The sequence below is a fragment of the Nostoc sp. genome (assembly GCF_036917635.1).
Classification (GTDB): Bacteria; Cyanobacteriota; Cyanobacteriia; order Cyanobacteriales; family Nostocaceae; genus Nostoc.
The window spans coordinates 13,105-29,994 of the sequence record NZ_JBALCW010000042.1 but is presented as its reverse complement, the minus strand read 5'-3'; the positions used below and the strand labels follow the sequence as shown (position 1 = coordinate 29,994).

Annotated in this window: 12 protein-coding genes; 6 read left to right on the top strand and 6 right to left on the bottom strand. The window is 42.1% G+C overall.

What is annotated here, in order from left to right; translation table 11 throughout:
- Positions 1-91 precede the first annotated feature (91 nt).
- Together V7K32_RS11490 and V7K32_RS11485 are read right to left on the bottom strand one after the other, a co-directional pair.
- Positions 92-1,432, bottom strand: a complete 1,341-nt coding sequence (locus V7K32_RS11490; RefSeq protein WP_334993377.1) for a TIGR03279 family radical SAM protein — start codon at positions 1,430-1,432, stop codon at positions 92-94.
- Between the two features lie 113 nt (positions 1,433-1,545).
- On the bottom strand, positions 1,546-2,370 hold the full coding sequence (locus V7K32_RS11485; protein WP_334993218.1) for an undecaprenyl-diphosphate phosphatase: 825 nt from the start codon (positions 2,368-2,370) through the stop codon (positions 1,546-1,548).
- Between the two features lie 460 nt (positions 2,371-2,830).
- Between V7K32_RS11485 and V7K32_RS11480 the strand changes: the two genes are divergently transcribed.
- The 3 genes from V7K32_RS11480 (at position 2,831) to nadB (ending at position 6,475) form a co-directional block, all read left to right on the top strand.
- Positions 2,831-3,610 (top strand): DUF3120 domain-containing protein, encoded by a 780-nt coding sequence (locus V7K32_RS11480; protein ID WP_334993216.1) that lies wholly within the window; start codon positions 2,831-2,833, stop codon positions 3,608-3,610.
- 579 nt (positions 3,611-4,189) lie between these two features.
- The gene (gene psbU, locus V7K32_RS11475; protein ID WP_334993214.1) at positions 4,190-4,618 is read left to right on the top strand and encodes a photosystem II complex extrinsic protein PsbU; all 429 of its coding nucleotides are present in this window, start codon (positions 4,190-4,192) and stop codon (positions 4,616-4,618) included.
- A gap of 180 nt (positions 4,619-4,798) precedes the next feature.
- Positions 4,799-6,475: an L-aspartate oxidase gene (nadB, locus tag V7K32_RS11470; RefSeq protein ID WP_334993212.1), complete on the top strand. Its 1,677-nt coding sequence runs from the start codon at positions 4,799-4,801 to the stop codon at positions 6,473-6,475.
- 205 nt (positions 6,476-6,680) lie between these two features.
- Here nadB and V7K32_RS11465 read toward each other — a convergent pair whose 3' ends face one another.
- The 4 genes from V7K32_RS11465 to btpA all read right to left on the bottom strand — a co-directional run bounded on the left by V7K32_RS11465 (position 6,681) and on the right by btpA (position 12,320).
- Positions 6,681-6,830: a hypothetical protein gene (locus tag V7K32_RS11465; protein WP_334993210.1), complete on the bottom strand. Its 150-nt coding sequence runs from the start codon at positions 6,828-6,830 to the stop codon at positions 6,681-6,683.
- A gap of 872 nt (positions 6,831-7,702) precedes the next feature.
- Positions 7,703-9,904, bottom strand: coding sequence for a CHASE2 domain-containing protein (locus V7K32_RS11460; RefSeq protein WP_334993208.1), 2,202 nt, complete (start codon positions 9,902-9,904; stop codon positions 7,703-7,705).
- Positions 9,905-10,357: 453 nt separating this feature from the next.
- Positions 10,358-11,341 (bottom strand): vitamin K epoxide reductase family protein, encoded by a 984-nt coding sequence (locus V7K32_RS11455; protein WP_334993206.1) that lies wholly within the window; start codon positions 11,339-11,341, stop codon positions 10,358-10,360.
- A gap of 130 nt (positions 11,342-11,471) precedes the next feature.
- Positions 11,472-12,320: a photosystem I biogenesis protein BtpA gene (btpA, locus tag V7K32_RS11450; RefSeq protein WP_334993204.1), complete on the bottom strand. Its 849-nt coding sequence runs from the start codon at positions 12,318-12,320 to the stop codon at positions 11,472-11,474.
- Between the two features lie 674 nt (positions 12,321-12,994).
- Here btpA and rimO point away from each other — a divergent pair.
- The 3 genes from rimO to V7K32_RS11435 all read left to right on the top strand — a co-directional run bounded on the left by rimO (position 12,995) and on the right by V7K32_RS11435 (position 16,889).
- Positions 12,995-14,314 (top strand): 30S ribosomal protein S12 methylthiotransferase RimO, encoded by a 1,320-nt coding sequence (gene rimO, locus V7K32_RS11445; protein ID WP_334993202.1) that lies wholly within the window; start codon positions 12,995-12,997, stop codon positions 14,312-14,314.
- A gap of 263 nt (positions 14,315-14,577) precedes the next feature.
- Positions 14,578-16,107, top strand: a complete 1,530-nt coding sequence (locus tag V7K32_RS11440) for a DEAD/DEAH box helicase (protein WP_334993200.1) — start codon at positions 14,578-14,580, stop codon at positions 16,105-16,107.
- A gap of 203 nt (positions 16,108-16,310) precedes the next feature.
- Complete coding sequence (locus V7K32_RS11435; protein ID WP_334993198.1) at positions 16,311-16,889, top strand: Uma2 family endonuclease; 579 nt, start codon at positions 16,311-16,313, stop codon at positions 16,887-16,889.
- The last annotated feature ends 1 nt before the right edge of the window (position 16,890 follow it).

Below are 16,890 nucleotides of genomic sequence, written 5' to 3'. Positions count from 1 at the left end.
CTCCTCAGCGAATTAGTTATTAGGCATTACTTCTTATTTATCATCTAGCATAACCATAAATTACCTCCGAAAAACAACTGATTTTTGACAACTAAACTTGAGCAACATTCAAAATACATGTTTTAATCAAATCTTCAACTCCTGCTACCGGAAAAATTTTTGTATTTAGTTTTCCAGCTAACTCTTCAATACTCATATCATCTAAAAATACTAGTTCCCCATTTTTTAACATGACATTCGGTAGCAAAATACCATCACCTAAATCTTGCCCTTTAAGATTTAAAAGCAAATCATGACCAGTTAGTAATCCGGTTACGCTGATAGTTTGTCCCCAATAATCACTAGATAAAGCACGCATATTGACTTCTAAACCCTCAACAGAATTTAAGCGTTTAAAAATGGGTTGAAATGCTTTTTCTACGGCGTTGCCTACTATCCAAGTGAACTTTCTTTGAGGATATACTTTTGGCGGTAGTAATTCTGCTGCAACGGTGGCAAATTGCTTGATAAATAATTGAATTGAACCAACTCCGTTATCAATTTGGGGATATTCTTCATATTCCGATTCGCTGGGTAATTCCTCACCTGCAATTAAAAACCACTCATCGGCTAACCAAACAAGGCTAGAATCGAATTTTTGGCGAAATTGCCGCGAGAGGATTTGCACTTGGGAAATCACTTCTTTTGCTTTTTCCCTAGTAACGGGTATGAGTTCGTCTTCTGGAGGGCGAAACCGTGTCAATCCAATTGGAACAACTGCCACCGATGCCACCGTAGGCACTTCACCAGTATGAAAGGATGCTAAATCTTTGAGAGTTTGTTCCAGGTGTTTGCCATCATTTATACCAGGACAAATAACTACTTGAGCATGAATTTGTAGTCGCCTTTCTTGAAACCACTTGAGTTGTTGCAAGATTTGTCCCGCACGCGGATTTTTTAGCAGTCTAATTCTCAGTTGGGCCTCCGTTGCATGAACAGAAACATACAACGGAGACAAGCGCATTTGCTCAATCCGTTGCCATTCTCTTTCTGATAAATTGGTTAGGGTAAGATAAGAACCGTACAAAAAGCTCAGACGGTAATCGTCATCTTTTAAATACAAGCTGGTGCGCTTACCTGGTGGCTGTTGGTCGATAAAGCAAAATGGACAGCGATTGTTGCACTGAATTAAGCCATCAAATAGGGCAGTTTCAAATTCTAGCCCCAAGTCTTGATCGTAATCTTTTTCGATTTCTAGGCTATGAGTTTTACCAGTCGCGTCTAAAACTTCTAATTCCAAAATTTCATCAGCACACAAAAACTGATAATCAATTAAATCACGGGGACGTGTACCATTGATAGCAACGATCGCATCCCCAGCTTCAAAGCCAATCTCTGCGGCTATTGAGTCTGGAAGAACCTTGGTAATTCGGGCAGGATTAATCGTAGTCATTGAGTATTGGGCATTGGGCATTGGGCATTGGGCATTGGGCATTGGGCATTGGACATGGGGCATTAGTCATTTGCTTCTTCACTAATGACTAATGACCAATGACTATTATGTAATTATCCTTTCCATCCTGCTGCGATCGCAGCTAAAATAGCACTCCCGAATGCTAATCTATACCAAACGAAAACTAAAGTATTTTTGGTTGCTAAGTATTTGATCAAGAATGCAATTGATAGGTAAGAAAAAATCAAGGTTGAAATAATCCCTACAATCAACAGTCCAACAATATTATCTGGCAACTCGTGGGCTTGAAATAATTTGAAGATTTTCAAACTCTTATACAGCGTTGCAATGGTAAGAGTTGGAAACCCTAACAAAAATGAGAATTTCGCCGCCGTATCACGTTGTAATCCTAAAAATAAACCAGTTGTCAACGTCGAGCCAGAACGAGAAACACCCGGAATCAAAGCAAGTGTTTGTCCCAATCCAACTAAAATACCATCCCGAATCTGCAATGAATCAAAATCTCGCTTGCGAGTGCCAATTTTTTCTGCCAAAGCTAGTATAAGTGCCATAATGATTGACATGATGGCAATAATTAATGCACTTTCTGGTATAACGTCTTTAAAAAGAAAACCGAAAAATAAGGCAGGTATTGTTCCTACTACAATACCGACAAGAATTTTCCACTCTTCACGTTGCCAGTCTTTGTCTTTTATTGCTTCGATTCCACCTTTGACAATACTATAAATCAGCGACCAAAAATAGCCCACAATTGCGATAACGCTGCCAAATTGAATTGCATCGACAAAATCTTTAGAACCTAGTTCTTTCCAGCCAAATATTTTTGTCACAATCAGAAGATGTGCAGTGCTGCTGATTGGCAAAAACTCTGTAATCCCCTGAACAATACCTAAAATAAAAGCTTGAACAAACTCCATCAATTAATACCTTTTTCCTGTTTGAGACATCATTACTTAGCCGATAATGGTGTTATTTTATATACTCTTTGCTGCACCCCAATACTGGAGAAAATTCCCCTTTATTAAATCAATAACACCATCCAAGACGCTGACCATGTTCTTACACCCACCTCAATAAGTCAACGAAATTTTGGCAATTCATCAAACTTTAATATTTAGCGGACTGATGGCATTGACTTTTTACCCGTTATATTGATCTTCCATCTCTCTGTAGTTATTTATAAATACGAACTACATAGGAGTTGTGTACATCAGGCAACTTGAGTCAATCAGTCTGGTATAGAATGTTTTGTTTGGTTTACGCCAGCGCTCCCCGAAATTTCAGTATAATTACAATACCCCAGGCAATGCCCCCAGGGGGGATTTTAAAATGTGATATATTAAAGAAAATAAAGTTTAGTAACAAATATTAAAAACTTTGATTAATAATACACTGTCCTCGTACACTGCTTCTACCCCTTCTATTGATACAGAGTTAGATTTAACTGTTACTAAGCACAAGGGTATCAGGCAATTGGAATCTACACTCTCCTGTTCTGCGTCTCTTCCCTTATCTATTTCTGCCAGACAAACTTGGTTAGTGTTTGGGGCGGCGGTATTTTTGGTAACAGTACCAGTGTTTGTAGAAGCGCCAATAGTGCGATCGCTACCAAGTCTAAGTTTAGCGCTGACAGCATTTTGGGTATGGCTAAGTTTTACCTTAATGTCACGGACTGCAACTTATGTATGGGGAGATTTGCTCTTAGGATTTAGCTGGAGTTGGTTAGCAGGAGCGATTTACTGGGGCTGGTTACGTTGGGAACCTGCATGGCATCTGCCAGTGGAGTCTATAGGGTTACCGTTTGCTTGCTGGTGTTTGGCGAAGAATTGGGGCAAAGTGGGTAACTGGTTTTATTTAGGTTCTTTACTCGGTACAGTTTTAACCGATGTATATTTTTATATAGCAGATTTGATGCCCTATTGGCGGCAAATTATGAGAGTAGATGCAGATGTAGCACCGCAAATATTACAAAATGCCCTAGTGCAAGTACAAACACCTTGGGGACAAAGTTGGGCTATAGTTCTGGCCTTAGTCCTGTTGACAGTCGGAATTTTGCCTTTAGTCCGAAAAGAAAGACACTGGTATGCCTTTAGTGGCGCAGTTTTAAGCACGATTTTGGTAGATAGCCTATTTTTGTTAGCTGCGATCGCAGCGTGAATATTAAAAAATTGTGTAATTATGAAAACCGAAAGTTTTTCCACCCCAGTCTACGGTATATCAAAAATAATGCTGTAAATGATTAATAGGTTAAGAAATATTACATAAGAGTCCATCACTATCAACTCATCCTGCTAGGGTTTTCGCTATTAGGTATCGAACCATTTCATATCTGGTTAAGAGCTAGAATCAGCCACCCCCAAAAGATTTCGTCTAGTTGAGAATGCTCAGGATCGTGGATAGAACCGTATTGCAGCTATGCAGGCACTGTTACCACGATAAAAATTTTTGGCAAAAGTACAGTCAAACCCTGTAACGGTAAATATTGTGGATATTAATACGCTGTATATTAGTTTCTGATGACTGCTGTGTTTATTAAGCTATCAGGTTTTGTCTTTGAAGTTCTGTTCGCCGAAATCCGACGCTCAGACTTCTGTGTTTGTCCTTTGTCTTTTGTCCTTGGCGCTCTGACTAATACTTCGGCTGCGCTCAGTACAAGTCAGTACAAGTGACTAATGACTAATGACTGCTATTAGCTTAAAACTTTTATTTCTGTTTGATGGAAAGAGGTAGAAAATCGTGAAAGGATTGGTGCGTTTATTAACAGTGTTTAGTTTGTTACTTAGTTGCTGGGGATGGTTGGGAACAACTCAGATAGCCCAAGCTGCTAGTTTCAACAGTTTTGCATTGCCTCAAGTCCCAATTCTGGCAATTGAGCGCCAGAATCGGGCAGATGCGAAGCTAGGAACGGAATTTGGGAAAAAAATTGATTTAAATAATACCAACGTCCGAGCTTTTCAACAGTATCCAGGGCTTTATCCCACCTTGGCTAAGAAAATCATCATAAATGCTCCCTACAAAAATGTAGAGGATGTATTGGATCTTGCAGGACTGAGCGATCGCCAGAAACAAACCCTCCAAGACAACTTAGATAAGTTCACCGTAACAGAACTAGAACCTGCCTTTAACGAGGGAGACGATCGCTTTAACAACGGCATCTACAGATAACTGCACGTTGCAGTTAATCTAGCAAATAGCAGCCCACTCATGATTCTAGAGAGTGGGAGATGATATGAGTTATGAGTTAGGAGTTATGAGTTAGGAGTTATGACTTTTTAACTCCTCACTTATAACTCCTCACTTATAACTCCTCACTTCTAACTTCTCACTTCTAACTCCCCCATTACCTTGTCTCAGATAGATATTCCTAGCCAATTTGATGTCTTAGTAGTCGGCGCTGGTGCTGCTGGACTATACACAGCGCTGTGTCTACCAGATTCCTTGCGAGTCGGCTTGATTACCAAAGAAACTGTTGCTTTATCCGCCAGTGATTGGGCGCAAGGCGGTATTGCCGCAGCAGTTGCCCCGGAAGATTCTCCCACACTACACATTGAAGATACGATCCGGGCAGGTGCAGGTTTGTGCGATCGCACTGCTGTAGAATTTCTCGCCCAACTTGCCCCTAACTGCATTCAATCTCTAGTTAACTTGGGAGTTGCTTTTGACCGTCATGGTCAAGCCTTGGCCTTAACTTTAGAAGCAGCCCATTCTCGCAACCGCGTTCTCCACGCCGCAGACACCACAGGGAGGGAAGTTACCACCACCCTCGCGGCGCAAGTATTACGTCGCCAGAATATTCAAGTCATACAGCAAGCTTTGGCTTTGAGTTTGTGGATTGAGCCTGAAACTGGTCGCTGTCAGGGAATCAGCCTATTTTATCAAGGTAACATCACATGGGTAAAGGCTGGTGCTGTGGTATTAGCAACTGGTGGTGGCGGTCAGGTATTTGCCCAAACTACTAACCCGGCGGTGAGTACGGGTGATGGAGTAGCGATCGCATATCGGGCTGGGGCTATCCTGTGCGATTTGGAATTTGTGCAATTTCACCCCACAGCCCTAACTAAACCTGGGGCGGATCGCTTTCTCATTAGCGAAGCTGTCCGCGGCGAAGGCGCACACCTTGTCGATAACGAAGGGCGGCGTTTTGCCTTTGATTACCACCCTGCGGGTGAACTCGCACCCAGAGATGTGGTCAGTAGAGCAATTTTCAGCCATTTACAACGTACCGCCGTCGATTTAGCGACTGCCCATGTCTGGTTGGATATGCGCCCCATACCTGCCGACAAGATTCGTCACCGCTTTCCCAACATCATCAAAGTTTGTCAGCATTGGGGAGTTGATGTCTTCCATGAACCAATTCCTGTGGCCCCTGCTGCCCACTACTGGATGGGTGGGATTGTCGCTGATCTAATGAATCGCACGAATATTCCTGGTTTGTACGCGGTGGGTGAAACCGCTAGTACCGGAGTGCATGGGGCAAATCGCCTTGCCAGTAATTCCCTGCTGGAATGTATTGTGTTTGGGGCCCAGATGAGCCAAATTGAGTTAGAAAATATTGGGCTGCCATCAGAAACACCAGTACTACCATTACATAAATTTAGTGCTGATGCTAGTGAGTGGCACATCCAGCAAACACAGCTAGAAGCACTCAGGGAGAAGTTACCACGTCTAGTGTGGGAAAGTGCTGGTATTTGTCGGGAACAATCAAAGTTAGAAAGTGCGATCACTACTATTGAATCTTGGCAGCAAGATTTTGCTATCCTGCCTTTAAGTCAATTCTTGCTTGCTTTACGTCCCGCAGAACCAGCTAGTTTTGATATCCCAGATGTTGAACGGCAATTGAGACTTTGGGCAGAAACCCGCAATTTATTAGATGTCGCTAATTTAATTCTCAAAAGTGCTGCTTTTAGAACCGAAAGCCGAGGTGGACACTACCGCTTAGATTATCCTCAGCCAGACCCGAACTGGCAAGTTCATGCACTTGTACAAACACATCATTGGTGGAAATCTCCACTATTATCTTGATTAAAGTTTCCCGAACAAGCTTTTAGTAAAAGCTTTTAATCCCTTCTCCTCTAGCCGCAGCGCTTGGACGGGTGATGCTCTTAAGTCCTTATCACTAGCTGTGAAAGACGAAATTTCAGTCCATTTGAGTCAACAGTAGCTCTTAGCCTATAATTTTATTACAATGGCTTTACGCATGGGGTCAATCTAAAATCCAAAATTGCTATTAGCGGGTGCCGCTACCATGCTGACTGTCGGGTCCACCATAATTTGGTGGGATATACGTGTCTTTTAAATTTTCAGAATTGACTTTGCGGGCAATCAAGGTGTTACTGCTAGTCGCCCCAAAAGCATTAGCGCTTGCAGTACTAACCATACCTGTAGAGCCTGCAATTTTTGGTATTAAAATGTAAGCACTTATACACAATATTAGAAGTTGTTTGATTCGGAAGTTAGTCTTCATGGCTTTCAGTAAATTTACAATTTTTTCATTTAAAAAAGGTTTTTATTTATTACCGTATATTTACTACCTTTTGTGAAAAAATAACTTACTTTATTAAATTAATTCAATATTGTTGCTGATGTACAAGTAATTATGATAAACCTTTATAAACTAAGCTTTATCTTTTGTTATAGAATAGTTCATCTACTTACAGTGATATTTTTAATCTGTTATTTTTACATCAGTCCAAAGTTATATCTGTTGATTAATTACTATAAGCCTTTTGTCTATAACGAGTATATATCAATAATATCTTACTATCGCTAGGTATAAACACTATATTGATTGGCGAATATTTCATAAAAACCTTAAGTAATACTTAGGTAAGTGTATATTTAAAATTTAATTTTAGCTAAAACAAAAAGAAGCCTCGATGACTAATACCTTTCTCATCTATAGGACAATACGGTTCAGATAAGCTTTTTCTCTCCCCCCGCAACGCCAGCGTCCCCTGCTCAAGAACAGCCTGCCTCAACGGATAATATTTCTTAACTGAACTGTATTGATCTATAGGACTATGATTTGATTTGGTAAAAAAACTCGCCCTCAACTCGAAAAGCGTGATTCCATACTCCCTATTCCCCACTTCCCACTTCCCACTCCCCACCTACATAGATAATTTCAAAAATCAAATATGATTCCTATATGTTCTTAGGTTTAGTCTTCAGGTAAAAAAGCTAATACAGCGTGGCGGAAGTTAAGATGGCATTCTCAATGGTTTAAATCTCTAAAGGACTTTTGACTAATTAAGCAAATTCGTAGCGATTTTTACCCAGGTGCTTGGCCCGATACATTGCTGCATCTGCTTGTTTCATTAAAGTTTCACTGTCTTGACTATTGTATGGGTAGACACTAATGCCAATACTGGCAGAGACTCGGATTGCATAGCCCTCCAAGACAACTGGCTTGCTAATACTGGTTAAAATGTTTGCGGCGATTTTAGCAGCTATTTCAACATTAGGAATTGCCCGTAAAATCACAGTAAATTCATCACCACCCAAACGACAAACTGTATCACTAGTGCGTAAAGAGCTGCTAAGTCGTCGCGCGATAGTTATTAGCAAGCGATCGCCCGCCTCGTGTCCCAGAGTATCATTGATTTGCTTAAAGCCATCTAAATCAATAAACAGCAGCCCCAGCAACAAGTTGTTATGTTGCGCCCAATGTAATGATTCGCAAAGTTGTTCAGCAAAAAATTTGCGATTGGATAGACCTGTGAGCGCGTCGTGATACGCTAAGTGACGCAAGTGGTCTTCTTTGAGTTTTAGTTCCTTGTTAGAGGACAATAGTTCAGCAGCAGTACGCTTTAGCTGTTCTTCCATGAGCTTGCGCTGAGTAATATCTCGGATGACTCCAACTAAAAATAAATTGCCAGCAGAGTCTTTATGGAGCGATCGCTTAGTGGCAATTTGATGAGTCTGACCATGTGCATTGGTAAATTCTTCTTCATGTTCCTGGCGTTTTTGAGTCCTGAACACAAGATCATCCTGTTGTCGAAACACATCGGCTTCATGTTTAGGGAAAAAGTCATAGTCTGACTTTTCGATTAACAACTTATTCGGATAACCGATAAATCGACAATACGCCTCATTTAAAACAATCCACTGGTGTTGTTCATTTTTCACAAAAATTGGATCGGGAATCGTGTTGATTACGTGATGCAAAAATTCTTTGGAACGTTTCCACTCTTCCTGGATATGGGCAATATGAGTGGTAATCCAAATAGCTGAACTGCCAAAGCTAAACAATGAGGGAATTAGCGGTATCCACCAACCACCATATAAGAAAGCAAGGTACGTACTCAGGGTCAATACCAAGCAAGAAACTAGGATGCTAAAAAGGCTCTGAGTTGCGTGGCGTATCCGCCATGTCATCACAGTTCCCAGATAAGACCAGATAAAAATCCACAAGTTTTCCCATAAGTCAGGCCAGACCTTGAGTAATGGTCGTCCTTGCAGAGCAGCTGAGATTAACTCACTAATAAAATAAGCTTGCAGTTGAATACCAGGTACAGGCTTTGCCATACCCATTAGACTGCTGGAGTAGGGAATAAATACAAAATCCTGGAGGCTGGGTGCAGTGGAGCCAATAAGTATAATCCGATCTTTGATAAACTCTTCTTGGACATTATCTGTCAGTACATCTCTTATCGATACCTGGCGAAAATTACAAAATTCTCCAGATGAACTTTGACATGTGGGTTTGGGAAAATTAGTTAAAAGTTGGTAGCCTCCAGCATCAGCTCCCACATAAGCACCATCATTAGTCTGAAAACGAGTAAATACTGCCTTACCCAATTGCAAATACTCAGGGTTGTTTTTTGCTTTGGTGGGAGTAATATTTTCTGACTTTAAATACAATAAAGCCAACTTCAGAGCAAAACTTTCGTGTACCTGATTATTAACGTGCCAATACAACAAACTGCGACGTACTTTCCCATCGAGATCATAGACCACATTGTTAAAGCCCACTTGATCCTGATTTAGCCCTAAGGGAGGTGAGACATTAACGTTTTTGTCATTTGCCAGTAGCTCAATACCAATCAAGTTGGGCATTAACTTATAAGTATTATGAAGTTCTTGATTACCAGGCTCTACTGGGAAATTTCGGTAGATATCTAAACCAATAGCACGGGGTTTGTGGGCGTTCAATTTTTGTAACAACTGGGTAATCTTCGTATCTGAAATCGGCCACGAACGTACTTCCTTTAAATAGGGTTCGTCAATCACTACGATGGTAATCCGGTCTTCTGGCGGTTCATTTGGACGTAAGCGAAAAAATTGATCCAAACCTGCCAACTCCAAAGATTGTAGTAATCCGATGGAGTGCAAAAGCAGGACGCAGACTGCAACGCTGGCCGCAGTAATCAATTCTCTGTGTCCTCGACTAAGCGATTGTTTCAGTTTAAAGATTAACTTCACAAAATGCTTGCCTAGCTGCTGATTCATTCCCATTACCTAGTAAGGAAAAATATTCTCTATTTCCTATAGCTATTAACTCTCGGACTAAAATAGCTCAACCGGGAGCTAAATAGAGTTTCTAAGAGTTTTTCAACTCAGTAAGGTTCTTCAACGCAATCTTGCTATTTCTACTGGATTACTTCCAACAGGCACACTTTTGCGTTCTCTATTGACATGATTACATTCCAAAGTGGCTTCCATCTGCTGTAAAAATAAATTAAAGTACACATTTAATTCAAGTAAATATACTCAATTTCTTTCCTTCAGCTTGAGGTGTTTGTTGATAAAAGCCGCAGGTAAATTGATAATTGGGTATTGGACAACACCTATTATCTATTGCTAAAAACAAAAAAGCCAACTGGAAACAGACTTTACTGTATTCATCCAGTTGACTATGGGATTTGAAAACCAAGTTGTCAAAAAGAGGCTTTTTAAAGACAATTACTTGAAATACTTGAAGTTCCGGGGGCCTGTGTAACTAGAAACTTTCGCTAGTTCCTCTAAGTTTTGAACTCCGCTATAGCTTTTGCCATTGACGATCCAAGTGGGGAAGCCCTCAATTTTTGCGGCTTTACACAGTTCTGTTTGAGCTTTAAGTCCATCGGGAGCGCATTCTACCTTAACATCCTTGTTGATTACTTCCTCGGCTTCTTTACCAAAAAGTAGCTTTTGTTCATGGCAGTGAGGACACCAGTAAGCAGTGTATTCCTTCGCGCCTACCTTCGCCAGATGCCGTGCTAAGGCTATTTCTGCCTCACCAGAAGTGGTGGTAACTTCCCAGCCAAAGGCGGGGTTAGGGTCTCCTTTGGAATTAAAGATAATTTTTGTGGGTTGTCCTGGAGTTTCAGATATAACATCTGATTTATTCACGCCAGCATAAACACCTAAAGTGCCAATCAGCGTCACCATCCCTACAATAATCGCTGTAAAGAAAATTTGTCCTATATCCTCCCAGGTGCGACCGATAATTGTTAGTACCAAAAGACTCACAGAGAACAAAGCTGAACCGATACAGTAAGGACAAATAGCTTTGATTTGAGATGCTAGCACGTACATTAAGTAGCCACTAAAGACAGACATGGCGATCGCACCCGCTAGCAGCAGCAACCACGTCCAATTTTCCAATTGTTTGCGGCTATTCTTTTCCCCTGAGTTGAACGCCAAGGGAGCCAAAGCAAATATCACCATACTGATGTATGCCAAAAACCCAAACAAAGCTAATGGCTGACCAAAAACTGTAGCCCAAGGGCTAGAAAGTACATCATTACAGCCCTTGACACCAGCCTGTGCTACACAAGCTGCACTGCCTCCTGTTAACTTTTCTATGGCGAGATAACCTGTTATTAAAGCACCAGATCCAGCGATCGCGGCAATCAATGGACGTGACCATTTATGAATCCAAGGAGTAGAACGACGGCGAATCATAAATATTAGGGGATGGGGAGTGGTAAAAGTTAGGAGTTAAGAGTCAAGAGTGAGGAGTTAAGAATGAGGAGTTAGGAACAATTAATTTAAAACTCCTAACTCCTAACTCTCTTTCCCCACTCCCCACTTTTTAAGAATGTAACTTTACTTGTTCTGCGGGCTTGCTTTCACTTTTGGAGTTCCAATTGCGACGCGCGGCTTCAACAAATTGACTGACGCGAATTGGGTCAATTGGTTGCTCTATACGTCCGTGGCGTTTTAGGGAACTGGAAACTATGACACCATCTGCTGCTTGCATCAATGTATCAATATTTTCCCAATTCGCCCCACTACCGATGAACACTGGCGTACCAGCTGCTGCACCACAAGCTAGTTCCAAATCTTCTAAGTTAGGTGGACTACCTGTAGCCCAACCAGACAAAATCACTCCGTCTGCTAAACCCCTTTCAATGGTGTCTTTTACGGCGACTGTGAGATTTGGAGAACTCAAAGGACGGGCGTGTTTCACCAACACATCGGCCAGGATTTTAACATCACACCCTAACTCTCGTCGATAGCGGAGTAATTGATGGGCTTCTCCCTCAATTAATCCCTGATCGGTTGCCATCACTCCTGTGAGAACGTTGACGCGGATGAATTGTGCCTGTACACAGCTAGCGATCGCCATTGCACTTTTAGCGTCGTTTCGCAAAACATTTAAGCCTACAGGCAAAGTCACCAAATTTTGTATCCGTTGCACCACAATGGTCATGGCACTCACAACCACCGGATCGACTTGGTTTTTGGTAAACGGCGCGTCAAAAAAATTCTCCACAATCAGCCCGTCAACCCCTCCACTTGCTAGGGCCACAGCTTCTTGTTCGGCGCGGTCAATTACCGCTTTTAGGCTACCTCCCCAACGAGGTGAGGTCGGCAGTGGTAGCAGGTGAACCACGCCAATAATCGGTGAGCGAGTTTTAAATAATTGATATAAGTCCACGTCTTTAAATCCGCCTCGCGGAGTCCAGAGTCCAGAATTTTTTGACTATCGACTATATGACCCTTGACTCTTGACTTTTCATTAACTAGTCAAATGTGTTTTATGATAGTCGGTTTATCGCCTCCTTCCTCAGATGGAAATTGGCCTCCAACCTCCCATAAGATATGTTAAGATAAAACTTGGCTACAAGAGGAGTTTGCCACTCACTAGACGCAAGGCAGTTTTCCGTGGTTTAGGCGTCTTGTCCGCGCCCAGTCGTAGGACTTGCCAATTACCAGGCTAGCATTACTGCTTTATCAAGCGTAGTCGCTTTCGTCGATTTCCCTGAGGGTAGCGACTTCTCACAACAAGCCCTTTGGGCGGCTTCCCGATGGGTAGGTTAACAACGCACACGCTGTGGTAATATAAAATACCAATAAGCGAATTGTTAAAAAAGATTATAAGTGTCAAATGTACCCAAAGACACTTCAATTTACCCTGGGGAACAGATTGATAGGAATATCATAACATGACCTCTATTTTTATTTATTAATAGGGTGATGAGTCCACGTCCAGTTACTAACAGTGGAGATTTGCCACTGGGCTGTTTTCATGAGGATGCTGATAGCAAAAAAGCTTAGTTTTGCGCCAGAATGTTTGACTAGAAGAAAAAAAAATGAAGATTTTTTCAAAATATGGGTGACAAGCCAACAATTGCCATTTCTCACCTGGGCTGCGAGAAAAACCGAATTGATACAGAACACATGCTGGGAATGCTCGTAGAAGCAGGCTACGGTGTAGATACAAATGAAGAGTTAGCAGATTACGTTATTGTTAATACTTGTAGTTTTATTGAAGCAGCGCGGCAAGAATCTGTCAGAACTTTGGTAGAACTGGCAGAGGCAAACAAAAAAATCGTAATCACTGGCTGTATGGCGCAACATTTCCAAGAACAACTTTTGGAAGAGTTACCGGAAGCAGTAGCGGTGGTTGGTACAGGTGATTATCACAAAATTGTAAATGTAATTGAGCGTGTTGAACTTGGCGAACGGGTTAAACAGGTTAGTATCGAACCAACCTACATAGCCGACGAAACTACACCGCGCTATCGCACTACAACCGAGGGTGTAGCTTACCTGCGGGTTGCAGAAGGATGTGATTATGGTTGTGCATTTTGTATCATTCCTCATCTTCGAGGAAACCAGCGATCGCGTACTATTGAATCTATAGTCGCCGAAGCCGAGCAGTTAGTTAGTCAAGGGGTAAAGGAAATTATTCTAATTTCCCAAATCACCACTAATTACGGTCTAGATATTTACGGTAAGCCAAAATTAGCCGAATTGCTTCGCGCTTTGGGGAAAGTAGATATACCGTGGATTAGAATGCACTACGCTTATCCCACGGGACTGACCCCAGATGTGATAGCGGCGATCCAAGAAACACCCAACGTCTTGCCTTATCTGGATTTGCCCTTGCAACATTCTCATCCAGATATTCTCCGCGCCATGAACCGTCCTTGGCAAGGACAGGTAAATGATGGGATTATAGATCGCATCAAAACGGCGCTACCAACAGCCGTACTGCGGACAACATTTATTGTTGGTTTCCCAGGAGAAACAAGCGAACATTTTGAGCATCTACTAGAGTTCGTTCAGCGACATGAATTCGATCATGTTGGCGTCTTCACCTTTTCCTCTGAGGAAGGAACCCCAGCTTACAAGTTGCCAAATCAGTTGCCCCAAGAGGTAATGGACGATCGCCGATACCAACTGATGGAACTCCAGCAACCGATTTCTCAAAATAAAAATCAACAGGAAGTAGGCAAAATTGTCGATGTCCTGATTGAGCAAGAAAATCCTGAAAGTGGTGAATTAATCGGTCGTTCAGGTAGATTTTCCCCAGAGGTTGATGGTCTGGTGTATGTCAAAGGCCAGGCAAAGTTAGGAACCATCGTGCCAATAGCGATTCACCACGCTGATACATACGACCTCTATGGTCAAGTAGTCAATAACTAAATTGTCATTTGTCTTTTGTCCAAAGTCCATTTGTTAAATGACCCTTACAGATTCATCCTTATACTAAGGTCAATGCTGCATTAATAGCAGTTTTCATGAGGGTTTACCTGAAACGCTGGCGGACTTGTTGGCATAGCCTCTCCAAGAATTGAGGCTTCGCTACCGCCCTTAGCTCACTAATGACTAATGACTAATGACTAATGACTAATAACTAATGACTAATGACTAATCCAAAATCCTTACATAAAATTTAGGACGAATTAATGACTCTTTCATTTCAAGAATTAGGCATTTCTCAAGAACGTGTCGAACAACTAGAAAAAATCGGTTTTACCGAACCCACTAACATTCAAGTGCAAGCAATCCCCCAATTGCTAGCCGGTCGTGATGTAGTAGGTCAATCTCAAACTGGAACAGGCAAAACAGCAGCATTTTCACTGCCAATTTTAGAACGGCTGGATGTTAATCAAAAAGCTGTACAAGCGATAGTTTTAACACCAACTCGTGAATTAGCAATGCAAGTTCACGATGCGATCGCCCAATTCATCGGTAATGAAGGATTGCGGGTGTTAGCAATCTACGGCGGTCAATCAATTGACCGCCAAATGTTACAACTAAAACGTGGCGTTCACATGGTTGTCGGCACTCCAGGACGAGTAATCGATTTGCTCGATCGCGGCTGTTTGAAGCTCGATCAAGTGAAGTGGTTTGTGTTGGATGAAGCTGATGAAATGTTGAGCATGGGCTTTATTGATGATGTGGTGAAAATCCTCTCGCAAGCGCCCGTAGATCGGCAAACAGCTTTATTCTCAGCAACAATGCCACCATCAATTAGGATGTTGGTGAATAAGTTCTTGCGATCGCCTGCAACTGTCACCGTTGAACAGCCAAAAGCCGCTCCCAACAAAATCAATCAAGTAGCTTACTTGATCCCCCGCCACTGGACAAAAGCCAAAGCATTACAGCCAATTCTGGAAATGGAAGATCCAGAAACAGCTTTAATCTTTGTCCGCACCAGACGCACCGCCGCAGAACTCACCAGTCAGTTACAAGGCGCTGGTCACAGTGTAGATGAATACCACGGCGACTTATCGCAACAAGCGCGGGAACGGTTATTAGTTCGTTTCCGTAACCGTCAAGTGCGCTGGGTAGTAGCAACTGATATTGCAGCCAGAGGGTTAGATGTCGATCAACTCTCCCACGTAATCAACTACGACTTACCCGATAGCGTAGAAACCTACGTCCATCGCATTGGCCGTACTGGTCGTGCTGGTAAAGAAGGAACAGCAATTTCTTTAGTACAGCCATTTGAGCGCCGCAAGCAGCAAACATTTGAACGTCATAATCGCCAAAATTGGCAATTGCTGACGATTCCCACACGCGCCCAGATTGAAGCACGACACATTCTGAAATTGCAAGAACAAGTGCGAGAAGCTTTGACAGGTGAGCGTTTGGCTTCATTCTTGCCAATTGTCAGCGAACTAATTGAAGAATACGATGCTCAAGCGATCGCCGCAGCTGCACTACAAATCGCTTACGATCAAACTCGTCCCGCTTGGTTGAGTTCAGACGTGGAAATTCCCCAAGAAGAATCCTCCGCTCCCAAGCCCAGACTTGGTAAGCGTCGTGAATCTTCGAGCGATCGCCCCCGTTCTGCATGGAAATCAGATAGCAGCAATGGAGAAGAAAGACATTCTTCTCCCAAGCCCAAACTGCGGACAAGTGGCCAGGAGTCTTCTGCATCCCCTAGTAAAAAGCTAGGTTCACCTACAGCTAGAGAATCAGCTTCTTAGTCAACAGTTAGAAGTTAATCAATTTTGGATTTTAGATTTTAGATTTTTTCTTGAATCCAAAATCCAAATCTAAAATTGGCAAAGTTAAGAGTTGAGAGTTAAGAGTCAAGATTTTGACTTTGGCTCTTGACTTTTTGGCTTTTTGGCTAATTTTTCTACCAGTTTGTAGGAAGATAAATTAAAAATGCATTCTTCGTGGTCTTATGTTCACTATTCCAGACTTAGAGCAACTACAAGCAGAGCATCCAGAATGGCAGATGGAGCTAGTAGACGGAAATATAATTGTTATGGGGCCATCAGATTATGAGTCAGAAGAAATAGGTATAGAGTTTGCACGGCAGATGGGTAATTGGGTACGCCCACAGAGGCTAGGACGGGTAACGGGTTCTAGCGCTGGTTTTATTTTACCGACATTAGAAACTGAAAACGGCAAAGAAGCTGATAACGAAAAACGAAATCTTCGCGCTCCCGATGTATCTTTTGTTAGTGCTGATCGACTTAAAATAAGCAAGCGCGACTTTGTGGAACTCGTACCTGACTTGATGGTAAAGATAAAATCTAAGTCAGACCGGATTAAACCACTAGTAGAAAAAATTCAGCTATTCCTACAACTCGGATCTAGCGTTGGTATCTTGATTGATCCTGACAAATTGACCCTTACAGTTTATCGACTCAACCAAGAACCAATAGTTTTGCAGGATAATAACAAACTGACACTACCAGACTTGTTACCAGGTTGGGAGCTAGTAGTGTCAGAAATTTGGCCTCCTGTGTTTGAGTAGT